The sequence below is a fragment of the Enterobacter sp. Taxon_2 genome, assembly GCF_058355295.1.
The window spans coordinates 2,264,919-2,288,934 of sequence record NZ_CM178024.1 but is presented as its reverse complement, the minus strand read 5'-3'; the positions used below and the strand labels follow the sequence as shown (position 1 = coordinate 2,288,934).

General features: G+C 54.6%; 29 protein-coding genes. 17 read left to right on the top strand and 12 right to left on the bottom strand.

From position 1 onward, the window contains the following. Positions 1-190: 190 nt before the first annotated feature. Both AC4IC4_RS10880 and AC4IC4_RS10875 read left to right on the top strand, forming a co-directional pair. The gene (locus AC4IC4_RS10880; RefSeq protein ID WP_024908361.1) at positions 191-388 is read left to right on the top strand and encodes a hypothetical protein; all 198 of its coding nucleotides are present in this window, start codon (positions 191-193) and stop codon (positions 386-388) included. A 1-nt stretch (position 389) separates the two neighbouring features. Further along, complete coding sequence (locus tag AC4IC4_RS10875; RefSeq protein WP_491472737.1) at positions 390-1,172, top strand: hypothetical protein; 783 nt, start codon at positions 390-392, stop codon at positions 1,170-1,172. Here AC4IC4_RS10875 and AC4IC4_RS10870 read toward each other — a convergent pair. Then, on the bottom strand, positions 1,153-1,665 hold the full coding sequence (locus tag AC4IC4_RS10870; protein WP_032647040.1) for a GNAT family N-acetyltransferase: 513 nt from the start codon (positions 1,663-1,665) through the stop codon (positions 1,153-1,155). The two genes, AC4IC4_RS10875 and AC4IC4_RS10870, sit on opposite strands and share 20 nt — an antisense overlap. 238 nt (positions 1,666-1,903) lie before the next feature. On the opposite strand from AC4IC4_RS10870, the gene AC4IC4_RS10865 reads away from it, so the two are divergent. Then, on the top strand, positions 1,904-2,446 hold the full coding sequence (locus tag AC4IC4_RS10865) for a histidine phosphatase family protein (RefSeq protein ID WP_491472811.1): 543 nt from the start codon (positions 1,904-1,906) through the stop codon (positions 2,444-2,446). Positions 2,447-2,491: 45 nt separating this feature from the next. Here AC4IC4_RS10865 and AC4IC4_RS10860 read toward each other — a convergent pair whose 3' ends face one another. The 3 genes from AC4IC4_RS10860 to AC4IC4_RS10850 all read right to left on the bottom strand — a co-directional run bounded on the left by AC4IC4_RS10860 (position 2,492) and on the right by AC4IC4_RS10850 (position 4,976). Further along, entirely contained in the window at positions 2,492-3,322 is an 831-nt protein-coding gene (locus AC4IC4_RS10860; RefSeq protein WP_047748967.1) for an oxidoreductase, read from the bottom strand. A gap of 116 nt (positions 3,323-3,438) precedes the next feature. Beyond that, positions 3,439-4,446 (bottom strand): AraC family transcriptional regulator, encoded by a 1,008-nt coding sequence (locus AC4IC4_RS10855; protein ID WP_491472736.1) that lies wholly within the window; start codon positions 4,444-4,446, stop codon positions 3,439-3,441. 38 nt (positions 4,447-4,484) lie between these two features. Beyond that, a complete protein-coding gene (locus AC4IC4_RS10850; RefSeq protein ID WP_491472735.1) occupies positions 4,485-4,976 on the bottom strand; it encodes an OsmC family protein in 492 nt (163 codons plus the stop codon). A 120-nt stretch (positions 4,977-5,096) separates the two neighbouring features. On the opposite strand from AC4IC4_RS10850, the gene AC4IC4_RS10845 reads away from it, so the two are divergent. Continuing rightward, positions 5,097-5,747: a GntR family transcriptional regulator gene (locus tag AC4IC4_RS10845; protein WP_491472734.1), complete on the top strand. Its 651-nt coding sequence runs from the start codon at positions 5,097-5,099 to the stop codon at positions 5,745-5,747. On the opposite strand, the gene AC4IC4_RS10840 is transcribed toward AC4IC4_RS10845, so the two are convergent. Then, complete coding sequence (locus tag AC4IC4_RS10840) at positions 5,725-6,327, bottom strand: TetR/AcrR family transcriptional regulator (RefSeq protein ID WP_491472733.1); 603 nt, start codon at positions 6,325-6,327, stop codon at positions 5,725-5,727. The genes AC4IC4_RS10845 and AC4IC4_RS10840 overlap by 23 nt on opposite strands. A gap of 103 nt (positions 6,328-6,430) precedes the next feature. Here AC4IC4_RS10840 and AC4IC4_RS10835 point away from each other — a divergent pair, with 103 nt between their 5' ends. Further along, on the top strand, positions 6,431-6,898 hold the full coding sequence (locus tag AC4IC4_RS10835; protein WP_032645324.1) for a nuclear transport factor 2 family protein: 468 nt from the start codon (positions 6,431-6,433) through the stop codon (positions 6,896-6,898). Between the two features lie 39 nt (positions 6,899-6,937). Here AC4IC4_RS10835 and AC4IC4_RS10830 read toward each other — a convergent pair whose 3' ends face one another. The 3 genes from AC4IC4_RS10830 to AC4IC4_RS10820 form a co-directional block, all read right to left on the bottom strand. After that, on the bottom strand, positions 6,938-7,477 hold the full coding sequence (locus tag AC4IC4_RS10830; RefSeq protein ID WP_491472732.1) for an ester cyclase: 540 nt from the start codon (positions 7,475-7,477) through the stop codon (positions 6,938-6,940). 64 nt (positions 7,478-7,541) lie between these two features. After that, positions 7,542-8,261, bottom strand: coding sequence for an SDR family oxidoreductase (locus AC4IC4_RS10825; RefSeq protein ID WP_061715230.1), 720 nt, complete (start codon positions 8,259-8,261; stop codon positions 7,542-7,544). After that, a complete protein-coding gene (locus AC4IC4_RS10820) occupies positions 8,258-9,373 on the bottom strand; it encodes an alkene reductase (RefSeq protein WP_491472731.1) in 1,116 nt (371 codons plus the stop codon). The genes AC4IC4_RS10825 and AC4IC4_RS10820 overlap by 4 nt, the downstream gene beginning before the upstream one ends. A 99-nt stretch (positions 9,374-9,472) precedes the next feature. Here AC4IC4_RS10820 and AC4IC4_RS10815 point away from each other — a divergent pair, with 99 nt between their 5' ends. Together AC4IC4_RS10815 and AC4IC4_RS10810 are read left to right on the top strand one after the other, a co-directional pair. Beyond that, a complete protein-coding gene (locus AC4IC4_RS10815; protein WP_491472730.1) occupies positions 9,473-10,384 on the top strand; it encodes a LysR family transcriptional regulator in 912 nt (303 codons plus the stop codon). An 83-nt stretch (positions 10,385-10,467) separates the two neighbouring features. Beyond that, a complete protein-coding gene (locus AC4IC4_RS10810; RefSeq protein ID WP_213329343.1) occupies positions 10,468-10,782 on the top strand; it encodes a PTS sugar transporter subunit IIB in 315 nt (104 codons plus the stop codon). Between the two features lie 44 nt (positions 10,783-10,826). Here the strand turns inward: AC4IC4_RS10810 and AC4IC4_RS10805 are convergent, their stop codons facing one another. Further along, entirely contained in the window at positions 10,827-11,195 is a 369-nt protein-coding gene (locus AC4IC4_RS10805; protein WP_417927340.1) for a MerR family transcriptional regulator, read from the bottom strand. A gap of 96 nt (positions 11,196-11,291) precedes the next feature. Here AC4IC4_RS10805 and AC4IC4_RS10800 point away from each other — a divergent pair, with 96 nt between their 5' ends. The 7 genes from AC4IC4_RS10800 to AC4IC4_RS10770 all read left to right on the top strand — a co-directional run bounded on the left by AC4IC4_RS10800 (position 11,292) and on the right by AC4IC4_RS10770 (position 19,303). Next, entirely contained in the window at positions 11,292-12,086 is a 795-nt protein-coding gene (locus tag AC4IC4_RS10800) for an SDR family NAD(P)-dependent oxidoreductase (protein ID WP_491472729.1), read from the top strand. Positions 12,087-12,295: 209 nt separating this feature from the next. Continuing rightward, positions 12,296-12,910 (top strand): TetR/AcrR family transcriptional regulator, encoded by a 615-nt coding sequence (locus AC4IC4_RS10795; RefSeq protein ID WP_024908014.1) that lies wholly within the window; start codon positions 12,296-12,298, stop codon positions 12,908-12,910. 74 nt (positions 12,911-12,984) lie between these two features. Then, positions 12,985-14,094 carry an efflux RND transporter periplasmic adaptor subunit gene (locus tag AC4IC4_RS10790; RefSeq protein WP_491472728.1) on the top strand — a complete coding sequence of 370 codons (1,110 nt, stop codon included), beginning with the start codon at positions 12,985-12,987 and terminating at the stop codon, positions 14,092-14,094. Further along, complete coding sequence (locus AC4IC4_RS10785; protein ID WP_491472727.1) at positions 14,091-17,180, top strand: efflux RND transporter permease subunit; 3,090 nt, start codon at positions 14,091-14,093, stop codon at positions 17,178-17,180. Before AC4IC4_RS10790 ends, AC4IC4_RS10785 begins: the two co-directional genes overlap by 4 nt. A 34-nt stretch (positions 17,181-17,214) precedes the next feature. After that, positions 17,215-17,808 (top strand): TetR/AcrR family transcriptional regulator, encoded by a 594-nt coding sequence (locus tag AC4IC4_RS10780; RefSeq protein ID WP_491472726.1) that lies wholly within the window; start codon positions 17,215-17,217, stop codon positions 17,806-17,808. Between the two features lie 74 nt (positions 17,809-17,882). Beyond that, positions 17,883-18,479 (top strand): NAD(P)H-dependent oxidoreductase, encoded by a 597-nt coding sequence (locus AC4IC4_RS10775; protein WP_491472725.1) that lies wholly within the window; start codon positions 17,883-17,885, stop codon positions 18,477-18,479. Positions 18,480-18,760: 281 nt separating this feature from the next. After that, a complete protein-coding gene (locus AC4IC4_RS10770) occupies positions 18,761-19,303 on the top strand; it encodes a cysteine hydrolase family protein (RefSeq protein ID WP_491472724.1) in 543 nt (180 codons plus the stop codon). Between the two features lie 65 nt (positions 19,304-19,368). On the opposite strand, the gene AC4IC4_RS10765 is transcribed toward AC4IC4_RS10770, so the two are convergent. After that, positions 19,369-19,845: a WbuC family cupin fold metalloprotein gene (locus AC4IC4_RS10765; RefSeq protein WP_014883727.1), complete on the bottom strand. Its 477-nt coding sequence runs from the start codon at positions 19,843-19,845 to the stop codon at positions 19,369-19,371. Positions 19,846-20,111: 266 nt separating this feature from the next. Here AC4IC4_RS10765 and AC4IC4_RS10760 point away from each other — a divergent pair, with 266 nt between their 5' ends. Beyond that, positions 20,112-20,582 carry a hypothetical protein gene (locus AC4IC4_RS10760; protein WP_491472723.1) on the top strand — a complete coding sequence of 157 codons (471 nt, stop codon included), beginning with the start codon at positions 20,112-20,114 and terminating at the stop codon, positions 20,580-20,582. Positions 20,583-20,629: 47 nt separating this feature from the next. On the opposite strand, the gene AC4IC4_RS10755 is transcribed toward AC4IC4_RS10760, so the two are convergent. Together AC4IC4_RS10755 and AC4IC4_RS10750 are read right to left on the bottom strand one after the other, a co-directional pair. Continuing rightward, positions 20,630-21,553, bottom strand: a complete 924-nt coding sequence (locus AC4IC4_RS10755) for a LysR substrate-binding domain-containing protein (RefSeq protein ID WP_491472722.1) — start codon at positions 21,551-21,553, stop codon at positions 20,630-20,632. 24 nt (positions 21,554-21,577) lie between these two features. Next, positions 21,578-22,114 carry a MarR family winged helix-turn-helix transcriptional regulator gene (locus AC4IC4_RS10750; RefSeq protein ID WP_491472721.1) on the bottom strand — a complete coding sequence of 179 codons (537 nt, stop codon included), beginning with the start codon at positions 22,112-22,114 and terminating at the stop codon, positions 21,578-21,580. Between the two features lie 132 nt (positions 22,115-22,246). Here AC4IC4_RS10750 and AC4IC4_RS10745 point away from each other — a divergent pair, with 132 nt between their 5' ends. Beyond that, entirely contained in the window at positions 22,247-23,404 is a 1,158-nt protein-coding gene (locus AC4IC4_RS10745) for an MFS transporter (protein ID WP_491472720.1), read from the top strand. Positions 23,405-23,486: 82 nt separating this feature from the next. Continuing rightward, positions 23,487-23,924, top strand: a complete 438-nt coding sequence (locus tag AC4IC4_RS10740) for a VOC family protein (protein ID WP_491472719.1) — start codon at positions 23,487-23,489, stop codon at positions 23,922-23,924. Positions 23,925-24,016 lie beyond the last annotated feature (92 nt).

Genomic DNA, 24,016 nt, shown 5'->3' with positions numbered 1-24,016 from the left:
TTTGTCCAAGTTTGTGCAGATTTATTTTTTATTACCTATCAATATCAACAACTTGATAACTCAATAGTTTGACGGTTTTGTAGGCCGGGTAAGGCGTAGCCGCCACCCGGCTTTCACTTTCAGGATATCCTTAAGGCAAATTCGTCGGTCTTCTTCCAGGCTTATCCTTTTTATTCAAAAGGATGCCCGTATGAAACGTTTCTTCCTCTCCCTTTTCTCAAGCCCGGAATCCTTACTGCAGGTAATGAGTCAGCAGGAAATTATTGAAGCCGTGGAAGATGGCGATCGCATCATTATCGACCAGGACGGGAACGCCTCGGTGAACTACAAGAGCAACGAGGTGAGGCAGGATTTTCTGCGTCACGTCAACACGCTGAAGAGGGCCTGATATGGGAACGGCGATATTTATGGTGCTGATGGTATGCGGGTACTGGTACACCAGCCGCGACCTGTCGACCCGCTTTAAAATCAAGCGTTCCTTCGGCTGGGATGTCTATTTTCTCGTTGCGCTTTACGGCTGTATTTTCGTTCTGCAGGGTGTGATTGCTACCGGCCTGCTCTGGCTACTCTTGCTCGCCCTTTCCGCCGCCAACAACGCTTTTCACTTTGCCTCACCGAAATACACCGACTGGCAAATCGACTTTATGAACTGGAGCTTTTTAGGCATTCAGGCGCCGGTGGTCGTGATGCTGGCGTTTGCCATCCTGTTTTGTCTCTACCGTTCTAACTGGGCGGGCAGCGCCAGGCTGGACGGCGAGAACCGGAAAAAGCTCTACAAACGCCTGGCGCAGTCGAGCGGTATTGAACAGTTGCTGTACCAGTGTATGGAGCAAGGCGAGCTGGCGCAGGTCACGCTGCGCTCGAGGCGGATTTACGTGGGTATGATCCACACCGCGACGCTGGAATATGAAAAAACGGCCAACATCGTGCTGATCCCTATGTTGAGCGGGTACAGAGACGCGAAGACGATGAACTTTCGCATCGAGAATAATTACAGCAGGTGGTATGCGGAGCATGACATCACGCTCGACTCGGAACCCCGCAGCGCCATGTCATTCCGGAAGGTGATTTTACTCAATCAGATTGAGAGCCTCTCGCTGTTCGATCCCGCCAGTGCCAGCGCGCTATCGCTGGCACAGCATGACACGCTGTCTAAAGAGGCATCCCCATAATCCTGAGAATGCTCTGCTGTGAGGCGGTTTCGAAAAGGACGCTCTTAACGCAGAGCATGCCCTGCTTCTGGTAGAACCGGTACGCTCCCGCGTTCTGCTCAAGCACTTCCAGCCAGAGGTAGTCTTTCCCCCTGCTCCGGGCCATGTCTGCGATGTTGTTGAACATCACCTGACCATAGTTCTTGCCGGTTGCGGCGGGATCAAGGTAGAGCTTGTTGAGGAGAACACCCTTCTTGTCCGTTTCTGGAAGCATGGCTTCCCAGGTCACTTTCATGAATCCCACTGGCCGATCGGTCTCTGCAACATACCAGGAAACCGCGTTATCTTTCAGGCTCTGTTCAACTACAGAACGCGCGTACTCTCCGTGCAGAAAATCCTTCATCTCTGCCTCTGACACCCACAGATGCTGAAAATGGGCGGGATAGATGCGATATCCCAGCTCGCTTAACAGCGTTGAATCGGCCCCGGTGGCCTGTCGAATTCGAAGAGACATGGAGGGTATCCTTACTAACCGCTTTAGGTGTGATGCCGTGCGAAACGAGAAAGACAAAACAGTTACATTCTTGCCGCATATATTATTGCGGTGAACGACGTTAAGTACAGCCCGCATATTATGGATCTCGCCCGACACACCAAAACGGGTGGGTGAAAACCCTCACCCGATCGCGCTAGTCTGCCTGTGTTGAGTGGATGACCAGGACTTGCGATTAGAACGTATGGAAATTATTTTGATGCGGCATGGAGAACCCCATTACAGGGGGGCGCCAAGGGTCTCGTACAGGGAAATGACCGAATGGATCGACAGCTATAACCTCTCTTCGACGGGCAACGACAGGCCGCCTGAAAGGGCTCAAATTCAGGCGTACCGTGCGCTCACGTTTCTCAGCAGCCCTCTCCCGCGAGCCCTTTCATCGTTGAAAACGCTGGGGTGTGAACCGGGTTTAATTGATGAGGTTTTTCGGGAAGCAGAACTGCCGGTGTTCCGTATTCCGGGGTTACGGCTATCGCCTTTTTACTGGGCAGCGCTGTTTCGCGTTCTTTGGCTCTGCGGCCTGTCTGGCGAGGCAGAGTGCGTGAGCGTCGCAAAAAAACGTGCCGTTAAGGCGGCAGAAATCCTGGTGAATGTCGCGAAGGACTCTGACGGCCCCGTCTTGCTCATGGGGCACGGGATGATCAATCGGTTGATTGCGAAGGAACTGATCGCATCAGGCTGGAAAGAACAGACTTCCCCGGGTACCGGTTACTGGGGAGCGGGGGTTTACAGCCTTGTGTAATGGCACATACTGACGCCGAGGATGTTTTCATCCTCGGCGCCTGGGTCATAGCGTCTGGCCAAGAATAACGCGATCGAACAGACGGTCTCCCAACCAGAGACGCATACGGATGAGCATCTTTGCATACTTGCCGGCTGCATAGCGTGTACGCGGATGAGGGCTTTTAACGGCGCGTGCAACCACGTCCGCAATCACCTTCGGGTCGCTGCCTCTGCCATTTCCGTATGCATTTTTGACCGATTTAGCCACCTTCTCCACGAGGCGAGCGTAAGGGCCATTTGCTGAACGTTTAACTATATTGCCGCTGACCACATCACCAAAGCCTGTCTCGATTAAACCCGGTTCAACAATCACAACCTTAATGCCAAATTCAGCCACTTCAAGACGCAGACAGTCAGACCATCCCTCAAGCGCATGTTTCGTTGCGTGATACCAGGCTCCCAGAAGGGTGTAAATCTTACCCCCCATAGAGGTGATATTAATAATGTAACCGCTGCGTCTGGCACGCATGGCCGGGATCAGCAGTTGCGTAAGGCGGGCCGCACCAAACACGTTAACCTCAAACTGATAGCGAGCTTCATCAATACCGATCTCTTCTACCGGTCCATAGAGCCCAAAACCCGCGTTGTTGACCAGTACGTCAACCCCACCTGTCTGCGACATGATGGTATTCACGGCAACCACAATGTCTTCATCACGTGAGATATCCATACGCAGAGGGTACGCGCCAAGCTGGGCGAGATCGTGCATTTTCTCAACGCTACGGGCAGCAGCGTAAACCTGATAGCCATCCTGAATAAGACGACGGGCGATGGCTTTGCCCATACCTGACGATGCACCGGTGACCAGCGCAGTTTTTTTGTCCTGAGTAAACATAGATACCTCGGTAAGTAGACTGTGGCTAGTTTGCTCTCCTTTGACCTCATGTTAACTAGCGTATCGCGCCATATGACTCGCAAACTACGCCATCAGAGCGATACATACGCACGTGTTTACTCAAGACGCATGGCTGTCCTGGCCGCTTCTGGAGTCTGGCCCGTCCAGGTCATAAATGCGCGATAGAATGAGTTAGGATCTTCGAAACCCAGCAAAAACGCGATCTCATACCCGGAAAGACGCGTATTGCGAAGATAATGACGGGCCAGGTGTTCTCGACACGCGTTGACAAGGTTGCGAAAGTTTTCCCCTTCCTGCTCAAGCCTTCGCTGCAGCGTGCGTTTACTCATTCCCAGACGCTCAGCCGCTTTTTCAATAGTCGCTTCGTTACCGGGAATTAGCTCCAGGAGTACCGCTCGTACGCGCTCGGCGGTTGAAGCCCGTTCATTTAACTGACCGAGACGACGCTGCAGTTCCGGTTCAAATACCTGCCACATCCCCTCATTGACCGTTAAAAAGGGTCGAAGCGCATCGGCTGCGGAAAAGCTGATGGCGGGCTGTTCTCCGTATTGCACGTCAGCACCAAAGAAACGCGAAAAGTGGCTGTTCTGAACCGATGACGGTAGCGCAGAAACGCAGATCCGTAAGGGGTTAACCGGTTCGCGAGTTCCCAGCCGCAGAAGCTTGAGCAGGAAGCCCAGCTCTGCCACCTGGAGAAACGGCGGAATAGTTGTCGCAAAAAGCCAACGCGGTGAGACGGTAAGGTTGCCGTTTTGGTCGACCGTTGTCTCCAGAACCATGGGAGCAATAAGCTGTTTATATCTGGCCAGACGCTGGACAGCCTGCATCATATTGCTGCTACACAGTGCGGCAAAAAGGGGCGGATCAAACACATCCGCAGAGATCAACTCAATGAGCGGGACGGGAAAGGCAGGATCGTTCGTTTCAGCCTCCAGCGCGTTCCAGAAGCGAATGTATTCATTCGTATCGAGTCCGCGCGCTTTTTGCAAAAAGAGATCGTCAGGTAATCCTGCCCTGCGGAGAATGCGTTCTGGCTCAAGCCCCGCGTCTTTCAGCAGCGTTTTCCAGCTTATATCGAGAGCGAAAGTACGGTTAGAAGCCATTTACTCATTCCCGGTTGAAGGTTATGCAACGCTTAGCGTTATTGTTCATCGACGGATGAACGGGCGCTATGCAGTATGGTTGGCTGGCAGGTCACTGGGAAATTCAGTGAGTTAGCAATAAAGCAGAGCTCATGCGCGCGGTGATGAAGTGCCACAGCGCGATCGATATCATCCCCTGGGCGAAGCGTGATTTGAGGCTTCAGGACAATAGAGGTGAAACACCCCTTTTCTCCTTCGCACATCGTTCCTTCCGCCCGGTCAATATAGGTATAAACGCTTATCCCCGCTTCCGCGCAAAGATGCAAATACCATAATTTGTGACAGGCAGAGGCTGACGCGACAAGAAGATCTTCAGGATTCCAGCATGATGCATCCCCCAGAAATGCAGGGTCTGATGAACCTGAAATCGGAGATTTATCACCCGCCGTGATGTCATAAAGACGATCGTAGGCTTTATAGGATTCCGTCCCCCGACCTTTGTTCCCTTTCCACTCGACCTTAACCTGATAATGATGCTCACGACGGCTCATCTTGATGCTCCCGATAATGATATCCGATGGATTTTGCTGGCGATATTTGTTCGCAATCACCTGTCTCGACGTAAGCTATCAGATGGTATACCATTATTCCATATTTTCAGGAGAAACAGTATGCAGCTTAACGCCCTTTCGACCCCGGACGTGCTCGCCAGTGAATTAAGAAAGATGATAAACAGCGGTCGTCTGCGTGATGGAGAGAGGCTTGTTGAAAGGGATCTTGCCAGTCATTTTTCTGTCAGCCGAATCCCAATGAGAGAAGCAATCAGGCAGCTTGAACGCGATGGGCTGGTGGAAATTTTCAGGAACCGCGGCGCTGTTGTCAGAACGCTTTCTGTTGATGATCTGGATGAGATTTACTCCCTGCGTGCCTTACTGGAAGGGGAAGCCGTCTTTCAAAGCGTGAAAAACCTGAGCTCTGATACGCTGGCGAGGGCCGAACTTACGCATACGCTTCTCGCCAGAACGACTGAATTTGACATGCAGGGCACACTTAACCGGGAGTTCCACGATCTTGTCTACAGTGGGTGCAAAAACCAACGCCTGCTGAGGCTGATTAATGATACCCGCTATCAGATAGAGCGGTATGAATACCTTCAGCGAAAGCTCCTTTCCGCAACACCGGTTTTTCAGGATGACCATGCAGGTATCCTTACAGCCTGCAGGGAACGGGATGCCGGGAATGCACGAGCTGAAGTCGTGCGACATATTCATAGTGCCGGAGAAATGCTAAAAACGTTTATCAGCCGTCGCGACGAGGGTTAAGGGGAAATCCCATTAACCCGGCTAATGCCCGCTTCAACGGAGTGATGACATCATCCGTCTCCATGCCCATTTGCGCATGAATAATGGCACCGTCAATGAGCAGCATGATTTCATTGACGACGCGCTCATCAGCGATCTTCGTCAGCGACGCAATAATATTCTTTGTTTCGATTTTATGATCGCGGCATATCTCTTTTATTTCGCTTTCAATATCTTCCGATTTTGCCTCAGCGCTGGCATTAATAAATGCGCAGCCGTGGAACTCAGGCGAAATAAACCATTCGTAAAGCGTTGCCGATATCGCATCAGAAGGTATTTCACCTTCATCAAGATGTCGACGCAGCGTGGATTCAAACCAGCCAATCCATATTTCGTGCCGATAGCGCAGATAGGCGAGAATAAGTAAACTTTTACTCGGAAAATGGCGATAAAACGTCACCTTCGTCACCTTCGATGCTTTAATCAGCGTATCCACGCCCGTCGCCCTGAAGCCTGTGGAATAAAACAGATCGTGCGCCGTAAGTAATATCTTATCTCTGACGCTGATTTTGGTATCGTTGCCTGCGGATTCTGTTTTCACTTTTGGGTAGCCTCAAAACGGATGTTGACAGCGTTATTTTACAGGCATAGATTACCGCATGTAGACAGACCTGTCTACATCATATAACACTGAGGTAATCGCCATGAACACACGTCCTCCTTTACCGCCCTTCACGCGTGAAAGCGCCATCGAAAAAGTCAGACTGGCAGAAGATGGCTGGAACAGCCGCGACCCGGCGAAGGTCGCGCTGGCCTATACGCTGGATACCCAATGGCGCAACCGCGCGGAGTTCGCCACTAACCGTGAAGAAGCCCGGGCGTTTCTGGAGCGGAAATGGAAAAAAGAGCTGGACTATCGTCTGATTAAAGAGCTCTGGGCATTTACGGATAACCGGATCGCGGTGCGCTATGCCTATGAATGGCACGATGATTCCGGCAACTGGTTCCGCTCGTATGGCAATGAAAATTGGGAGTTTGAGCCGGACGGGTTGATGAAGCGCCGCTTTGCCTGCGTAAACGATATGCCGATAAAAGAATCCGAGCGGCTGTTCCACTGGCCGCTGGGCAGACGCCCGGACGATCACCCTTCGCTGAGCGATCTTGGCTTATAGGATTTTCGCATCACTCCGGGCCGCCCCGGAGTGGTGAATTTACAATGCGCCCAGCTGTTTCATCAGCGTCAGGTTGTCCTCAATATGCCAGTTAGCCGCAATCTTGCCGTCAGCGATCTCATAGATATCCGTGGCGATAAAATCTATTTTCTGCCCCTTTCCCTTCAGCTTGCCAAATGTCCCGGTGAATGTGCCGTGAAAATGTAAATGCGAGACCACGCGATTGCCTGAAATAATCATTTGCTCAACGTCGCAGCGTAAATCAGGCACGGCTGTACGAAACGCACGGGAGGCTAAAATAGCGCCTTCGGGACCTTGCTTACGACCTTCCGGAGGCGTTTTATCGATGAAATTCACTGCCAGCGCATCACGCGCCAGGGACTCTTCTCCCGTATTCCAGAACGTTGCATATTCTCTGGCAACGGCTTCATTCGCCCTTAATTGCGCCTGGGGCAGGCTATTATCAACAATAAGCTGTTTCGGTGGAAGCCATTCCAGCTGCGCCGAAAATGCGGTGCCGGACAGACCGGCAAGAATAAGCATCGCCACAGCTGGACGAAAACACGTCGTATATTTCATGATATTTCTCAATAGAGTATTACATTACCCGCAGTCGATTTCCTGCGGTTCAAATCCGCGAGGGTCAGTTAATTAACGCCCCGCCCTCAATATCAATGATCGACCCCGTGACAAAGGGATTATCAATGGCGAAAAGATACCCTTGCGCGATGTCCTCCGCCCTTCCCCAGGCTTTGGCTGGCAGGGTTTCCGCCGCACCGGCGAGCATTTTTTCCCGCGCGGCGGAGTCCATGCCCGCGTACGCCTCCGTGTCGGTCAGCCCCGGACTCACGACGTTGACGCGCAGCGGTGAAAGCTCTTTCGCCAGCACTTTTGTCGCGGCCTCAATCGCGGCATTCATCGTCGTTTTAACAATGGCGCCCGCCACGGTGCGACGCGCCACGAACCCGCTGGTGAACGTCAGCGTACCGCGGGGAGCGATGTTCCCGCTGAGATAGCGGGCGACATTGATGCTTCCCCAGAATTTTGTATCAAAGGCCAGCCTTGCAGCGCGGAGATCAAGCCCGGAAAGAAGCCCTCCCGGAGCCTGTGAACCTGCGGTAACGACGATATTATTGACCTCACCCAGCGTTTCACCGAGCGCGACAAGCTCTGCCTCACGGCTGATATCCAGCACGAGGGTGTGAACAGAGGCGGCGTGGGTGCTCAGCCGTTGCCGCGCAGCGTTCAGCTTCGCGCCGTCGCGGCCCGCAAGAATAATTTCCTCGCCTCGCCCGGCAAGCAGGCTGCCCACGGCGAAACCGATGCCGGACGCGCCGCCGATAATTAAGGTTTTACGGGTCATAACGTTTCCTCCTGCAGGATGTAAATGGGGTAATCGGTATAGCCCGTCGCGGTGCCGCCAAACAGCGTGGCGGGGTCGCGCACCTGGGCCAGAGGCAGCTGGTGCGCCAGCCGGTGCGGTAAATCCGGGTTGGCAATAAACGGTCGTCCGAAGGCAATCAAATCGGCATAGCCGGCAGCAAGGATCTTTTCCGCTTTTTCAAGGCCATAGTTACCCGCAACGATAAGGGTTCCGCTAAACGTCTCGCGAAGGGATCGACGGAACTGTTCAGGTACCTGCGGCGCATCGTCCCAGTCGGCTTCCGCCAGGTGGATGAAAGCAATACCTTTTTGCTCACACCAGGCCGCGAGCGCGAGAATGGCTTCCGTCACCTGCGGATCGTTCATCCCGCGCTGGGTAATAAACGGGGAAAGGCGAATGCCCGTACGCTCGCGGCCAATGGCCTCAGCAATGGCGCTTAACACCTCCTGAGCAAAGCGGATCCGGTTCGCCAGCGTGCCGCCGTACTCATCCGTGCGTTTATTGGATGTCTGACGCAGAAACTGGTCGATCAGATAGCCGTTTCCGCCGTGGATCTCCACGCCATCAAACCCGGCCTGGACGGCATTCAGTGCCGCCTGACGATAGTCCGCGACGATGCTGTGAATCTCCTTGCGCGAGAGCGTTCTCGGCTGCGGGCAGTCAACCATCTGGCCTTCCCCCTGTTCATTCACCACCCACACCTGCGCGTCCGGCGCCAGTGCTGACGGCGCAACGGGCTGACCATCCTGATGAAAACGGGCGTGCGACATTCGCCCCACGTGCCAGAGCTGAGAAAAAATAATCCCGCCCGCCTGATGCACGGCACCCGTCGTGAGCTGCCATCCTGAAACCTGCTCCGGCGAATGGATGCCGGGTGTCCATGAGTATCCCTGGCCCTGAGGCGAGATCTGCGTGGCTTCCGTGATGATTAATCCGGCGCTGGCCCGCTGCCGGTAATACTCTGCCATCAGCGTGGAGGGAATATTGCCCGGTTGAAGGGAGCGTGCGCGGGTCATCGGCGCCATGACGATACGGTTTTTCAGGTCTTGCTGCCCCAGCCTGTAGCGTTCAAAAAGTGAGGTACGTTGCATGTTTTCATCCCTTATGGTTTGGATGAAATCACTTTACAGACGGCATCTTGTTTTGATAATTACGCTAAAAGCAGATGCACTTTTCGGAAAATATGAATAATGGGCAAACTCGAAGACATGGCATTACTGGTTGAAGTGGCCGAGGCTGGCGGTCTTTCTGCCGCCGGACGACGCCTGTCGCTTTCCCCCGCCACCATGACGGCCAGGCTGAAGGCGATTGAGGAGCGTTACCAGACCCGTCTGTTTCACCGCTCAACGCGGTCCATCACGCTGACCCGCGCCGGGGAAGAGTTTTACCATGCCGCGCTGCGCGTGCTGGAGGAGGTGCATCACGCCGAGTCGTTACTGACGCAAAAAGAAGGCGTGCTCAGCGGCAACATTCGCCTTTCTGCCCCCTCGGACTTTGGCAGACAGTATCTTAGCCCCGCCGTCGTGGAATTCTCCCGATGCCATCCTGACGTTAAATTTTTCATCTCGCTAAAAGAACACGTTGAGGACCTGGTCGCTAACCGGTTGGATATGAGCGTGCGTTTCGGCAACCTGCCGGACAGCAGCCTTGTCGTCAGAAACATCCGCCCGAACCATCGGGTACTGGTCGCCTCCGGGGAGTACCTTAACGAACGCGGCATCCCCGCCACGTTTGCAGATTTGGCTCAGCATCAGTGCCTGGCACTTGAGTCTCAGGGTGTGGTGATGAACGAATGGCGCTTTGAAACCAATGGCGAAGAAAGCATTGTACGCGTAGAGCCTGCCATGGTGTGCGACGACGGAGCATTGCTTCGCCAGTGGGCGCTCAGCGGAGCTGGCATCGCGGGGAAATCGTGGTGGGATGTAAAAGACGATGTTGATACAGGCAGACTCACGGTACTGTTTGCCGACAGCTTCACCGGATTTAGTCGGTACGATCGCAAAGATGTCGGGCTGCAGTTTGTTTACCCGCAGCGTAAGCTGCAGCCGCTTCAGGTCACTGCGTTTAGCCAGTTTTTTCTCGACTGGCTAAGAGAGCATTAATTTGTCGCCAAAATAAGAGACAGCACGCATTTCGGTGACAACCTGAGGACTACCCTAAGAGCGGTTTTCAGGAGGAACAAAATATGAAAAAGCTTCTGATCTGTTGTTTGTTTGGTAATACCGCAAACTCTCTCGCCAAAAAGATGCAGTCTCTGGCAGAACGCGAAGGCTATCCGCTGATGATTAGCGCTGTTGGGCTGGATAACTTCGCCAGTGTCGCTCCCGCTTTCGATGGTTTCCTCGTCGCGCCGCACATTCAGTACAAACTCGATGAGATAAAAGAGACGGTGGGTAATACACGTTCAATCGCCATTATTGAGAGTCTGCCCTATGCGTCCCTGGACGCGAAGAAAGTACTGAATTTCGTGAAGGAGCAGATGCCTGAACTGGCTGCCTGATAGATAAGGCCGCATCGGTTTTGCGGCCTCCGCTCACCCACAGTTCAAAACTCGTCGATACAGGGTTGACCAACCTTATTAATCGCATTGATTATCCTGGCCCTGAGTTCAATTAACGCCGCTTCTTTCTCTTCCAGCTGCTGCAGCTTGCGGCGCAGGGACGCTTGTTTTTGCTCAGCGGTAAATTTGTCGTCAACCCAGACAGCTAAAACCTCTGAAATTTCAGCTAAGGTAAAGCCCAGCATTTTGGCATGCTTGATCATGTTTAAACGCTGTAAATCGACGGCGGAATAGACTTTGTAGTTATTGCTGCGATTGGGTTGCGGGATATTCTCTAATAGCCCTTGCCGCTCATAGTAACGCACCGTCTCTTTCGACAATCCCGTTTTCGCACACAGTTCACCAATTCGCATCGCGCCGCCCTCACCTTGTAAAAATCACGCTTGACCGTGTACCTAAGTGCACGGTTTATCCTGTGCGGCATACATTAGGGAAACGGGATTAAAAATATGAATTCTTTTGATTATACAGGAAAAACAGCGCTGGTTACCGGAGCGTCTTCGGGCATAGGTCGTGATTTCGCCAGGCAGCTCGCGGCCCGCGGCGTGGCCTTGATCCTGATCGCCCGCTCCGAGCCAAAGCTGCAGGCGCTTGCCGCAGAGTTAGTCAGAAAGCATGGCGTATCCATCACGATTATTGTGCAGGATTTAGTGAAACCGGAAGCCATTCCCCACATTGTGGAACGGCTTGAAACCTTAAGGCGTTGCCCCGACATTCTGATCAATTGCGCCGGGTTCGCCACCTATGGGCCATTCGAAAAGCTGTCTATCGACAGGCAGCGTGATGAGATAAACGTGAACTGCCTGGCCCCTGTGGAGCTGACGCACGCCATGCTGCCGGGAATGCTCCAGAAAGGCTCGGGGGTGATTATTAACGTGGCCTCAACGGCCGCGATGCAGCCGGATCCCTATATGGCGATTTATGGCGCAACCAAAGCCTTCCTGCTCTCGTTTTCGAATGCGCTGTGGGGTGAATATCGCTCAAAGGGCATCCGCGTTCTGGCGCTTTGCCCCGGCGCAACGGATACGGCCTTTTTTGATGTGGTGAATGCGGAGGAAGCCTCGGTAGGTAAAAGAATGCCCGCAGACAAGGTGGTCGCCCTGGCGCTAAAGGCCGTGGAGAGTAACCGTAGCACCCTGATTACCGGATGCGGTAACTGGCTTCTGGGGCAGCTACACCGGTTCGTGACGCGAAAGCGTCTGGTGCTCATCGTTGAAAAAATATTGCGTCCACGCTCGGCTTAAGCAAAAACGGCTCTGTTCAGTGCAAGGGAGTTGCGCTGAAATCCTCGCTTATCGCAGACAGATAGATGCCATAGTGCACGAAAAACAGTGATACACTTACCCCCACCTGGTTGATCGTCCCGTCTGAAGGGCGCATGATGAATGACGGTAACCAAAGTACGAAATGGTCACTCGTTGTTAATCGTAGCCTGTCACGCTAAGCTTAAATAATGACTAAAAATATGAACCCCCCATCAGCACGTGGTCCACTTGACCACGCTGTCAGAGAGCAAATCGTCGAAGCCGCTTTTGAGCACTTCGGTCACTACGGCTATGAAAAAACCACCGTCGCCGAGCTGGCTAAATCCATCGGTTTTTCTAAGTCCTACATTTATAAGTTTTTCGATTCCAAACAGGCTATCGGCGAGGTGATCTGCGCTAACCGCCTGGAGTTGATCATGGCGGCGGTGCTTTCCGCCATCAAGGATGCGCCGTCAGCAAGCGAAAAATTACGCCGTCTTTTCAAAGCGCTCACCGAAGCGGGAAGCGAGCTGTTTTTCCACGACCGTAAGCTGTACGACATTGCCGCCGTCGCCGCACGCGAGCAGTGGCCGTCGACAGAACGGTATGCAGAAAGCCTGATGAAGCTGATTGAGAGCATCATTATCGAAGGCAGGCAGGCCGGAGAGTTTGAGAGAAAAACGCCGCTGGACGAGGTCACACAGGCTATCCACATGGTGATGTGTCCTTTTATCAATCCCATCCAGCTACAGTACAACCTCGAAATGGCCCCCACCGCGGCGGTGCTTCTCTCTTCACTGATTTTAAGAAGCCTGGCCCCCTAAATTGTGACCATTGACATTTTTGGTCACTAGTCAGAGAATGCGGATACCGTCCTGTTACGTCAAAAAGGTTTCCCATGCTCAGGCTCACTTCAGCCCACGTTGCCGTTTGTCTCCTGCCGTTTGCCCTGGCGGCATGCGGCGATATTTCCGCGAGTGACGATCCGCGCACAAAGCCACCGCTCGTCAGATCCGCTTCCGTCGAGCTTGCGAACAATACCGCCCGCGCCTTCACGGGCGTTGTGGTCGCAAGAACGCAAAGCGATTTGGGTTTCAGGGTTCAGGGAAAAATCCTTGAGCGACTGGTTGATACGGGGCAGACAGTCAAACAGGGCCAGCCCTTACTGCGCCTGGATCCCGTTGACCTGAAATTACAGGCTCAGGCGCAGCAGCGCGCGGTAGATGCTGCCCAGGCGCGCGCGCGAAAAGCCTCCAGCGATGAAGCGCGCTATCGCGGCCTTGTGGCGTCCGGCGCCGTATCTGCCTCGGAATATGACCAGATCAAAGCGGCGGCCGATACGGCCAGGGCCGATCTCAGCGCCGCCCGGGCCCAGGCCAACGTGGCGCAAAACGCCACGGGCTATGCCGTACTGCTGGCGGATTCAGACGGTGTGGTCATGGAGACGCTCGCCGAGCCGGGTCAGGTCGTCAGTGCCGGACAGGTGGTGATCAGGCTCGCCAGAGCGGGACAACGCGAAGCCCTCGTGCAGCTTCCGGAAACGCTGCGCCCTGCCGTCGGCAGCGAGGCGCAGGCCACCCTTTATGGCAAAGAAGAAAACCCGGTCACCGCAACGCTGCGCCTGCTGTCTGACTCTGCCGATGCCGCGACCCGCACTTATGAAGCCCGATACGTGCTGGATGGACTGCTGGCAAACGCGCCGCTGGGGGCGACCGTCACGCTGAACATTCAGGACAATAAGGCGGAAGGTCAGGTCATGCAGGTTCCGCTGGCTTCACTCTATGATGCAGGAAAAGGTCCCGGCGTCTGGCGTATTTCCGCCCAGCCGGCAAAAGTCGCATGGACGCCCGTCAAGGTGCTGAGCGTGGGTGAAGATGCGGTGCAGGTTACGGGCGGCGTGAAGCCCGGTGAGAAAATTGTTGCGTTAGGCGCACATCTTCTGCACGAAGGTGAGGTCGTCAGGCTTGCTAAACAACGCAATGCCGCCCTGACGGAGAACACGCCATGAGCGGAAGCCGCTTCAACCTGTCAGCGCTGGCCGTCCGCGAACGTTCCATCACGCTGTTTCTGATCGTTCTGGTCACGATTGCCGGAATTTACGCCTTTTTTGGGCTCGGACGCGCGGAAGATCCGCCCTTCACGGTAAAGCAAATGACGGTGATAACCGTCTGGCCTGGCGCCACCGCGCAGGAGATCCAGGATCAGGTCGCCGAACCGCTGGAAAAGCGCCTGCAGGAGCTTAAATGGTACGACCGTACCGAAACCTATACCCGTCCCGGCATGGCGTTTATCACGTTGTCATTGCAGGACAAGACCCCGCCTGCCGAAGTGCAGGAGGAGTTCTATCAGGCGCGTAAGAAGCTTGGAGATGAATCTCAACGTCTTCCGGCGGGCGTCATCGGCCCGATGATCAATGACGAATTCTCGGATGTCACCTTTGCCCTCTTTGCCCTGAAAGCGAAAGGCGAACCGCAGCGACAGCTGGTACGTGATGCCGAAGGCCTGCGCCAGCAGCTTCTGCACGTTCCCGGCGTGAAGAAAGTGAACATTATCGGCGAACAGGCCGAGCGGATTTATATCTCCTTCTCCCATGACCGTCTGGCGACGATAGGGCTCTCACCCCAGGATATTTTCAATGCGCTCAACAGCCAGAACGCGTTAACCGCGGCGGGTTCCATTGAGACCCGAGGCGCGCAAATTTTTATCCGCCTGGACGGCGCGTTCGATGAACTGCAGAAAATCCGCGATACGCCTTTTGTTGCTCAGGGCAAAACGCTCAAGCTGTCCGACGTAGCAACGGTTGAGCGAGGCTACGAAGATCCCCCGACGATGCTGATACGTAATCAGCATGAACCCGCCCTTCTGCTGGGCATCGTGATGCGCGAAGGCTGGAACGGTCTGGAGCTGGGTAAAGCGCTGGATGCGGAAACGGCAAAAATCAATGATAGCCTGCCGCTTGGCATGTCCCTGACCAAAGTCACCGACCAGTCCGTGAATATTCGCTCGTCGGTCGATGAGTTCATGATTAAATTCTTCGTCGCCCTGCTTGTGGTCATGGTGGTGTGTTTTGTCAGCATGGGCTGGCGCGTGGGGGTGGTGGTTGCGGCGGCGGTCCCGCTGACGCTGGCGGTCGTCTTCGTGGTGATGGAAGCCGCGGGAATAAACTTTGACCGCGTGACATTGGGCTCCCTGATCCTCGCCCTCGGCCTGCTGGTTGACGATGCGATTATCGCTATCGAAATGATGGTGGTAAAAATGGAGGAAGGTTACGACAGAATCAAAGCCTCGGCCTTCGCCTGGAGCCATACCGCCGCGCCCATGCTGGCCGGAACCCTGGTGACGGCCATTGGCTTTATGCCGAATGGTTTTGCCCAGTCGACCGCCGGGGAATACACCAGCAATATGTTCTGGATTGTCGGCCTCGCCCTGATTGCATCGTGGTTTGTCGCGGTGGTGTTCACGCCCTATCTTGGGGTGAAGATCCTGCCGGCGATCCCCAAAGTAGAAGGAGGTCATGCCGCCATCTATAACACGCCTCGCTATAACCGTTTTCGCCAGCTGCTTGGCCGCGTTATCGCCAGGAAATGGCGGGTGGCCGGCGCTGTGGTCGCCATATTCATCCTGGCCGTGCTCGGCATGGGGCTGGTAAAAAAACAATTTTTCCCAACCTCCGATCGCCCGGAAGTGCTGGTTGAAGTGCAGATGCCCTACGGCACCTCGATAGCGCAAACCAGCGCCGCAACGGCAAAAATAGAAGCGTGGCTGGGTCAGCAGCCTGAAGCCAGAATTGTTACTGCTTATATTGGTCAGGGTTCGCCCCGCTTTTATCTGGCGATGGCGCCTGAACTGCCCGATCCGTCTTTTGCGAAGATCGTGATCCTGACGGACAGCGAGACGTCACGCGAGGCGCTCAAGATCCGGCTGAGAGAAGCTGTCGCCAACGGCCTTGCGCCTGAAGCGCGCGTGCGGGTAACCCAGCTGGTGTTTGGCCCTTACTCGCCCTTCCCGGTTGCCTGGCGCGTGACGGGTCCGGATGTCGAACAGGTGCATGACATCGCTGATAAGGTGAAAGCCGTGCTCCAGGCAAGCCCGATGATGAGAACCGTCAACACCGACTGGGGGTCACGCGTTCCCGTATTGCATTTCACCCTCGATCAAAACCGCCTGCAGGCGACAGGCTTAACCTCCAGTGCCGTTGCCGAGCAGCTTCAGTTCCTGCTCTCAGGTGTGCCCGTCACCTCCGTGCGGGAAGATATTCGCTCGGTAGAGGTGATTGGCCGCGCAGCGGGAGATATCCGTCTTGACCCGGCAAAAATCGAGGGCTTTACCCTTGTCGGCAATGCGGGACAGCGCGTTCCGCTGTCTCAAATCGGCAAGATTGAGATTGGTATGGAAGACCCAATCCTGCGTCGTCGCGATCGCACCCCGACGATAACCGTGCGGGGGGATATCGCTAACAATCTTCAGCCACCGGATGTGTCGGTCGCCATCATGAAGCAGCTCCAGCCGATCGTTGATGCGCTGCCGGCCGGATACCGTATCGACATGGCGGGTTCGATTGAGGAATCGGGCAAAGCCACGCAGGCCATGTTGCCGCTGTTCCCGATCATGATTGCCCTGACGCTGCTGATCATCATTTTGCAGGTGCGCTCAATCTCAGCGATGGTGATGGTGTTCTTAACCGCTCCGCTGGGGCTGATTGGCGTGGTGCCTGTACTGTTGATTTTCAATCAGCCGTTTGGCATCAACGCGCTGGTCGGTTTGATCGCCCTTTCCGGCATTCTAATGCGCAATACGCTGATCCTGATCGGTCAAATCGATCATAACCAGAAGGACGGTCTCGAGCCGTTCCAGGCGGTGGTTGAAGCGACGGTCCAGCGCGCACGCCCGGTCCTGCTGACCGCCATGGCCGCCGTGCTGGCGTTCATTCCCCTGACGCATTCGGTGTTCTGGGGCACGCTGGCTTACACGCTAATCGGCGGGACGCTGGGCGGGACGATCATCACGCTCGTCTTCCTGCCCGCGATGTATGCGATATGGTTCCGGATCCGCCCTGTGGAACAACGCGTGCAGCGCCCCGCAGAAAGCGTGTAAACTACCATGAGTAGATAACAGTTTTGAGGAAAGTATGGTTGTTAAGCGCTTAAGAAAAGAGGACCGCCGCGTGCAGCTGCTCGAGGTTGCACGCGGAATCGTTCGCCAGCAAGGCACGGAGGCATTGACGCTTGGCTACCTGGCCGAGCGGGCCAACGTGACCAAGCCTATCCCCTATGACCACTTTGGCGATCGTGAAGGGTTGCTGATGGCGCTGTACCAGGATTATAGCGATCGGCAGTTGGCGAAATTCCGTGAGACGCTGGCGGTCGACAGCAAAACGCTGGAAAAGACGATCCGCTTTTTCAGTGCCGCCTATATCGACTGCGCCATTACTGCCGGGCCTGAAACCGGGCCAATCGCGGCTGCGCTGTCCGGTTCCCACGCGTTGCAGACGTTTCGTGAGGCATGCGTGGCCGAATGTGCCGACTGCCTGCGTACCGCGCTTTCCCCTTTTATCGTCTTAAAAGGCGTTCAGGGGGAAGCGGTACTGACGGCCATCATTGGCGCGGCGGACGCGCTCAGCACCGCGGCGGGCAACGGTGTACTCGCCCGAAATATTGCGGAAGATATGCTCAGCGGCGCCATGACCGGCGTGCTGGAGACCTACGCGCATAGCACAAAATGATCGTCGGGGGCGGATTGACACCTAAGTTACCAATAGTAATATAGGTATCACTACTCCCCCATTTTGAGGTCGCTATGTCTGCTACACATGCCATTAATAACGCACTGATCGTGACGGCTCACCCTGTCGACAATTCGTTATCCCATTCGCTGGCAACCCATATTGCCGGAAAATTACGCGAGCAAGGTACGCAGGTTGAGATCGCAGATCTGCATGCTGAAGGGTTTAATCCGGCCATGTCTCGCGCCGACCTTGATTTGTATCACGGCGATCCGAGCGCCCTTCCCGACGATATTCTGCGCGAGCAGCAGCGCGTCGAGCGAGCGGATATGTTGGTGTTTGTCTTCCCCGTGTACTGGTGGTCGGTCCCCGCGCTGTTGAAAGGCTGGTTCGATCGTGTATTAACCCTGAACTGGGCGTATAAGGTGGCCGACGACGGACGGATTGTGGGCAACTTACGGGATGTTCCCGTCCGCCTGATTGCCACTGGCGGCAGCGATCTCACCGGATTTGATAAACACGGCTATTCGAAGGCGATTCAAACGCAGATTATCGAAGGTGTATTTGGCTTCTGCAGGTTGAAGAACGTCAAGCTCGATATCCTTTACCAGGCAGATACGGCGACGCCTGAGCAGGTTGAGGAATTCCTGAAAGGGCTCGGCAGTATTTAATATCATCCCGGCGCAACGCTAACGTTGCACCTACTGATGTTGGTGTATTGAAGAGAATCTCTCACCAGCGCTATAACTGTACGCGATAGTTACGCTAACAGCGAAATAAACAAAGGTCATTGCATGTATCAGTCAGTTCAGCCAACAACCACGCTCACCACCGGAACCTTCGGCGGCGTGAGTGTATCTGTAGCAAACGGCTGACAAACAGAACCTCAATCCCCGCCACTCTGGACGGGGAAATATCTCTCCGTTCACCACCCTCTGAATGGAGAAATAAAATGGTTTCGTCTGACAATGCACTCCTGGTTATCGACATGCAGCAGGGCCTCTTCCGGGGCCCGGTTTCCCCCTGTTCCGCCGATGCCGTTCTGGAAAATATCCGTTTGTTAATCACCCACGCGCGACGCGCGCAGGTGCCCCTCTTTTTTGCCCGCCATATTGGACCAGACGACTCCCCGCTCTCAGAGAAGGGTCCGTTAACACAGCTGATACCCGAGCTGGGCGTGAAGGAGCAGGATGTTGTTTTCACCAAGCGCTATCCCTGCTGTTTTAGGGATACGGTATTGCTACAAGAACTTAATCAGCGAGGTGTCAAACAGCTGGTCATTGCCGGGATGAAAACTGAGTTTTGCGTTGATACGACCTGTCGGGCCGCACCGGAGCTGGGGTTCAGGACGGTATTGATTTCTGATGCGCATACCACAATGGATAATGACTATTTATCCGCCAGCGACATTATTGCCCATCACAACAGCACTCTGGCAGGTCCGTTCGTGACACTGTCGACTGCCCGCGACTGGCATTTTAATAGGGCGAGTTGAGTTGGCGGGTTCGTCTCTCTCTCTTCCCCGGTGCGCCTTTGCGCGCCGGGAACATGAGAGCACAATTACAGGGTAAAACCACCGTCACCCACCTGTGCCTGGGCGTACCATTTCATCAGCTCCGCGCTACCAGGTGCGTTCTCAGCCGGTGACCATGGGGCGGTATCGTGCTCAGGAACGGGCTGGTAGCCACCGTGTTTTACCTCAAAAATAACACCGCCCTTATCCAGCGACAGCACGGCATGCCAGGTACCGGCATCCATCTCCAGCACTTTGCAGTCTTCACCTAACACCACGCGCTGGGTCACGTTACCGCTGTCATCAAAATTCAACACCAGAAAGCGACCGCTCAGCGCCGTCAGCAGTTCAAACGTGTGCGGGTGGCGATGGGGGCGAACATAGGTACCGGGTTCCATCGCGATGGCCAGGCGCTGCACCGGGTCGCTCAGCTCAGGGTGTAAATTGCGATGGGCGCGTAAGCGAGGAGAATTTGCAGCCTGCTCGCTTTGTTGCTGCAGGTCACTGAAAGTAATTTGTTTCATATACACCTTTGTGAATGGGGTCATCTGACGGCAACCCGATTGCCGCAAGACGTTATACCATCCTGAACGGTTGATGGGCGATGGCATTTGTGAAACAAATCGCTGCAACGTGAGGATGTGCGTGATTGCACTCCAAAGCGCAACATTGAGTAAAACTCACATTGATTCCCACTATTTATCGTTTTTCAAAAGTGACACCCCTGAAATACCATTCACTTATCCCTGGGATAAAAAAATAAATAATACAAAGCCTGTATGGAGCACCTATGACACTCGATGTTTTATTCCATGTAATTAACGTTATCTCGCCTCATAAATTTAGCGCCCAAGCAAATGTGCATGAGTTGATAACGTTACTTTCAACAGGAAAAGAAAGCTCAGAAGCGCTTTCACCTTTCATCCACCGACTGCACCTCCTCTCTTTCGCCCAAAGCAATCCGGGCAACGCCGAAGAGTTGCTCTCAGCGCATTTACCAAAAGAGGATGGGATCCTTCCGCTGCTTGACTTTGCGCAGTGGCCAAAGGTGCGTTACGCCGCGTCAGGCGAAGCTCAGACGCGTGAATCCGAGGATTATTTCCGTGAAATGACCTCGGCTGCCAATCTGTTACGCACTGCGCTGATCGATGCTGAACGCGCAAAAGGGACGCCTGCGCTTTATATTCTCGATAAATTACTTAACCTGAACAGCGCCCTGCCGAAAAGATATAAAAAGATGGCGAATATTCCCTACGCATAAATACGTTCAATATGCGGAATATCCCATAATAAATATTCCGCTATTTATTAAACCCGCTTTTGATTGTAATCAAGACAGACGATATCCAAAGAAGGCACCACCGGCGCGTTAAGGTTAAGCCACGCCAGCAGCCGTTCAATACTCTGTCCTCTGAGCGAATTTTTGGGCCAGACAAGGTAGTAACCGTCCCCTGTTGCTATCGCCTCCCTGAAAGGCAGCGCGAGCAGGCCGCTTTTCAGCACGTCGAGCGTGAGCCGGAGGTCGGCCATCGCCACGCCGTGTCCGTGCATGGCCGCAAGGCTTCCCTGCTCCAGGGTGTCGAACACGATTCCGCCGCTCATGTCGAGGCCGGGGAATAAGCCCGTCCTTTTCAGCCAGCGCTTCCAGTCCCGTCTGTCCGGCGACGGATGAATAAGATCGCAATCTGGAAGCGTATGCCGGGCAGACTCCAGCAAAGACGGAGTACAAACGGGAATAAGCCATTCGCTGAAGAGCAGCCTGCTTTCTGTTGACTCGCCGAAATAGCCGTTACCGAGGAGGATCGCACAATCGTAAGGCTCACGACTGAAATCAACGGTATCGAAGTCCATCCAGACGCTGGCAATTTCGATTTTGGGCTTCGCGTGGTTCTCGCGGAAGGATTTAAGCACATCCAGAAGCCATCGCATCGTCAGCGAGCTGGGTGCTTTAAGGCGCAGAAGGTGGTTTTCACTTTTGAATGCACGACAGGCCCACTCAATATTCGAGAAACTTTCGCTAAGCTGCCCGGCCAGAATACGTCCGGCATCGCTGACCTCCACTCTCGGCCCCTGTCGTTTAAACAATTCGCAATCGAACCACATTTCCAGCGTCTGGACATGCCTGCTGACCGCCCCCGGCGTGATATGGAGTGTTTCAGCCGCTTTGCTGAAGGAGTTCAGCCGTGCGGCAACTTCGAACGCGCGCAGCGCATACAGTGGCGGTAAAGACATACATTCCCTTTTTGTAAGGTGTAATCATGCAATTTTTGTATTATCGGCACACGGTGACGATTCATCCCATTCCTCTGCCGGAAACGCCAGCAGCAATTCCCTCAGCAGGGACTCAAGCTGCGCGTGCTGCGCGTCAGACAAGTTGCTCAGCAGCGCATTTTGCGTCTGTGTGTGCACGATCAGCGCCTGTTCGATACGCTCCTGCCCGTGCGGTGTCAGGCTTACGAGCGTGCTGCGCTTGTCATCCGGATCGGCAATTCGCCTGATAAGCCCTTGCTTTTCGAGATGGCTGAGCCGGTTCGTCATCGCCCCTGAGGTGATCAACAGCGATTTATACAGCTGTGTGGGGGAAAGGCAGTACGGCTCACCGGCGCGGCGCAGCGTGGCGAGCACGTCAAACTCGCCCTCGCGAAAACCAAACTGCGCCATCGCCTCCGCCCATTCTTTTCCCAGATGCTTCATCAGCCGGAGCATTCGGCCAAAAATTTTCATCGATGAGGCGTCCAGTTCCGGCATGGCACGGCTCCACTGGCCGACAACGAAGTCTACATGGTCTTTCATTTTCACCCCTGATGGTGTGGGTATTTATCCTGTTGTGCGGTACATCTTACGCAAAAACACATTTTATCTTAACGTTAAGATAAATGCTTGTGGCAATTTGCCCGGCCATTCACAACCGAAAAGGATCTCCTGTTGAAACGCACATCGCCTTTACTCTTCGCCGTTATCGCTTTTATCGTCGGGCTGAACCTGCGCCCCATTCTGGCCTCTGTCGGACCGTTGTTTTCCGTGCTGCAGCGCGAAGCGGGGCTAACGGCTACGCAATTTAGCCTGCTGACCACCCTGCCGGTCGCGATGATGGGACTGGCTGCCCTGTGTGGCCCCTGGCTTTTAGCCAGAGTTGGTGCCGTACGGGGAATTATGCTCGGGCTCTTCATCCTGCTTGTGGCCTGTTTATTACGCGGTTTTAGCGCCTCACCGGAGAGTCTTATGGGCACCGCGTTACTGGGCGGGGCCAGTATCGGCACGATCCAGGCCTTAATGCCTGCCCTGATAAAAAAGGAATATACGCAAACGGCCAGCACGGTAATGTCGCTATTCAGCACGGGCATTATGGCCGGTGCGGCAGTCGCTGCCGCCAGCGCCGAGCCGTTGTTTTCATGGCTGACGCTGAAGCCCGCGCTGGCAATGGCCGGGCTGTTAGCGCTGCTGGCGCTGATACTGTGGTTAACCCTGGTTAAGCATCCTCAGGGGGAAAAAACAGCCCCTGAAACCGTTACGCTCTCCTCCTCCCGTACGGCACTGCTGTTGCTCTTTTTCGGCGTGGGAACGGGAGCCTATACGCTGGTATTGGCCTGGCTGCCCCCGCTCTATATTCAGGCGGGATGGTCCGCACGCAGCAGCGGCTACATGCTGGCCTGGCTGACGTTAACCGAGGTTGTCGCAGGGTTTGCCGTCTCCGCGCTGATCGGTAAATTCCCCGACCGTCGCGTGCCGCTGATCGCCGTATTGCTGTTGCTGCTGGCGGGACTCCTGTGTCTGGTCTTTTCGCCGGGTACAACGCCGGTATTATCTACGCTACTGCTTGGCATCGGGATCGGCGCCCTCTTCCCGCTGTCGCTCATCGTCACGTTCGATCATGCGCGAACGCCCGCGCAGGCCGGGAAGTTACTGTCAAAAGTTCAGGGAGGTGGATACATGATCGCCGCGCTTATGCCGTTAATTGCGGGGATCGTTCGCGACAGTTCGGTCTCGCTGACCAGCGCATGGCTGATCATGAGTGCGGGAGTCGTGCTGCTGATCGTCATCGCGTTGAATTTTAAACCCGTCGTGGGCGTGCAGGCACGATGAATGCGATACCAGAATTGAGAGTCGTATTTCAGCCCGTCGTAATATAAATTCAGGGTGAATTTCACCTCACGCAGGAGTAGATATGTCGCAGACGTTAGCGGGAATGGATGTCTTGTTTGTCGCCGGGTTCGGGCCCATTTCTCGGGATACGGAGTCCAGCACCGCGTTTTATGTCCAGACACTCGGCCTTCCGCTGAAGCCGATGGAGGGGAATACCGATTATCTGCTCACTGAAGAGGGCCAGCTGGCAGGCGTGAAGCATTTTGCTGTCTGGCCGCTCGCACAGGCGGCTATGTCATGTTTTGGCGAAGAACAGTGGCCCGCAGAGCACCCGATACCGCAGGGATGGGTTGAATACGAAGTACAGGATATCGATTCTGCTACCCGTATTCTGAGTGAAAAAGGCTATCGGTTACTGGTGGCTAACCGTATGGAACCGTGGGGGCAAACCGTCACTCGCCTGCTCAGCCCGGAAGGCTTGCTTACCGGGCTGACGATTACGCCGTGGCTGCGGGGGTAATGGGGTTTTGCTTTGATAGCCTCAGGATAAAACAGTATCAATTATTTCTGGTCCATGCCGATACTGACAGAACGACCACCAGTTACTCATAA

Excerpts from the sequence above, each read along its gene's own strand:
- AC4IC4_RS10880 (WP_024908361.1), top strand. The coding sequence starts at position 191 with ATGAAACGTTTCTTCCTCTCCCTTTTCTCAAGCCCGGAATCCTTACTG.
- AC4IC4_RS10875 (WP_491472737.1), top strand. The coding sequence starts at position 390 with ATGGGAACGGCGATATTTATGGTGCTGATGGTATGCGGGTACTGGTAC.
- AC4IC4_RS10870 (WP_032647040.1), bottom strand. The coding sequence starts at position 1,665 with ATGTCTCTTCGAATTCGACAGGCCACCGGGGCCGATTCAACGCTGTTA.
- AC4IC4_RS10865 (WP_491472811.1), top strand. The coding sequence starts at position 1,904 with ATGCGGCATGGAGAACCCCATTACAGGGGGGCGCCAAGGGTCTCGTAC.
- AC4IC4_RS10860 (WP_047748967.1), bottom strand. The coding sequence starts at position 3,322 with ATGTTTACTCAGGACAAAAAAACTGCGCTGGTCACCGGTGCATCGTCA.
- AC4IC4_RS10855 (WP_491472736.1), bottom strand. The coding sequence starts at position 4,446 with ATGGCTTCTAACCGTACTTTCGCTCTCGATATAAGCTGGAAAACGCTG.
- AC4IC4_RS10850 (WP_491472735.1), bottom strand. The coding sequence starts at position 4,976 with ATGAGCCGTCGTGAGCATCATTATCAGGTTAAGGTCGAGTGGAAAGGG.
- AC4IC4_RS10845 (WP_491472734.1), top strand. The coding sequence starts at position 5,097 with ATGCAGCTTAACGCCCTTTCGACCCCGGACGTGCTCGCCAGTGAATTA.
- AC4IC4_RS10835 (WP_032645324.1), top strand. The coding sequence starts at position 6,431 with ATGAACACACGTCCTCCTTTACCGCCCTTCACGCGTGAAAGCGCCATC.
- AC4IC4_RS10830 (WP_491472732.1), bottom strand. The coding sequence starts at position 7,477 with ATGAAATATACGACGTGTTTTCGTCCAGCTGTGGCGATGCTTATTCTT.
- AC4IC4_RS10825 (WP_061715230.1), bottom strand. The coding sequence starts at position 8,261 with ATGACCCGTAAAACCTTAATTATCGGCGGCGCGTCCGGCATCGGTTTC.
- AC4IC4_RS10820 (WP_491472731.1), bottom strand. The coding sequence starts at position 9,373 with ATGCAACGTACCTCACTTTTTGAACGCTACAGGCTGGGGCAGCAAGAC.
- AC4IC4_RS10815 (WP_491472730.1), top strand. The coding sequence starts at position 9,473 with ATGGGCAAACTCGAAGACATGGCATTACTGGTTGAAGTGGCCGAGGCT.
- AC4IC4_RS10810 (WP_213329343.1), top strand. The coding sequence starts at position 10,468 with ATGAAAAAGCTTCTGATCTGTTGTTTGTTTGGTAATACCGCAAACTCT.
- AC4IC4_RS10805 (WP_417927340.1), bottom strand. The coding sequence starts at position 11,195 with ATGCGAATTGGTGAACTGTGTGCGAAAACGGGATTGTCGAAAGAGACG.
- AC4IC4_RS10800 (WP_491472729.1), top strand. The coding sequence starts at position 11,292 with ATGAATTCTTTTGATTATACAGGAAAAACAGCGCTGGTTACCGGAGCG.
- AC4IC4_RS10795 (WP_024908014.1), top strand. The coding sequence starts at position 12,296 with ATGACTAAAAATATGAACCCCCCATCAGCACGTGGTCCACTTGACCAC.
- AC4IC4_RS10790 (WP_491472728.1), top strand. The coding sequence starts at position 12,985 with ATGCTCAGGCTCACTTCAGCCCACGTTGCCGTTTGTCTCCTGCCGTTT.
- AC4IC4_RS10785 (WP_491472727.1), top strand. The coding sequence starts at position 14,091 with ATGAGCGGAAGCCGCTTCAACCTGTCAGCGCTGGCCGTCCGCGAACGT.
- AC4IC4_RS10780 (WP_491472726.1), top strand. The coding sequence starts at position 17,215 with ATGGTTGTTAAGCGCTTAAGAAAAGAGGACCGCCGCGTGCAGCTGCTC.
- AC4IC4_RS10775 (WP_491472725.1), top strand. The coding sequence starts at position 17,883 with ATGTCTGCTACACATGCCATTAATAACGCACTGATCGTGACGGCTCAC.
- AC4IC4_RS10770 (WP_491472724.1), top strand. The coding sequence starts at position 18,761 with ATGGTTTCGTCTGACAATGCACTCCTGGTTATCGACATGCAGCAGGGC.
- AC4IC4_RS10765 (WP_014883727.1), bottom strand. The coding sequence starts at position 19,845 with ATGAAACAAATTACTTTCAGTGACCTGCAGCAACAAAGCGAGCAGGCT.
- AC4IC4_RS10760 (WP_491472723.1), top strand. The coding sequence starts at position 20,112 with ATGACACTCGATGTTTTATTCCATGTAATTAACGTTATCTCGCCTCAT.
- AC4IC4_RS10755 (WP_491472722.1), bottom strand. The coding sequence starts at position 21,553 with ATGTCTTTACCGCCACTGTATGCGCTGCGCGCGTTCGAAGTTGCCGCA.
- AC4IC4_RS10750 (WP_491472721.1), bottom strand. The coding sequence starts at position 22,114 with ATGAAAGACCATGTAGACTTCGTTGTCGGCCAGTGGAGCCGTGCCATG.
- AC4IC4_RS10740 (WP_491472719.1), top strand. The coding sequence starts at position 23,487 with ATGTCGCAGACGTTAGCGGGAATGGATGTCTTGTTTGTCGCCGGGTTC.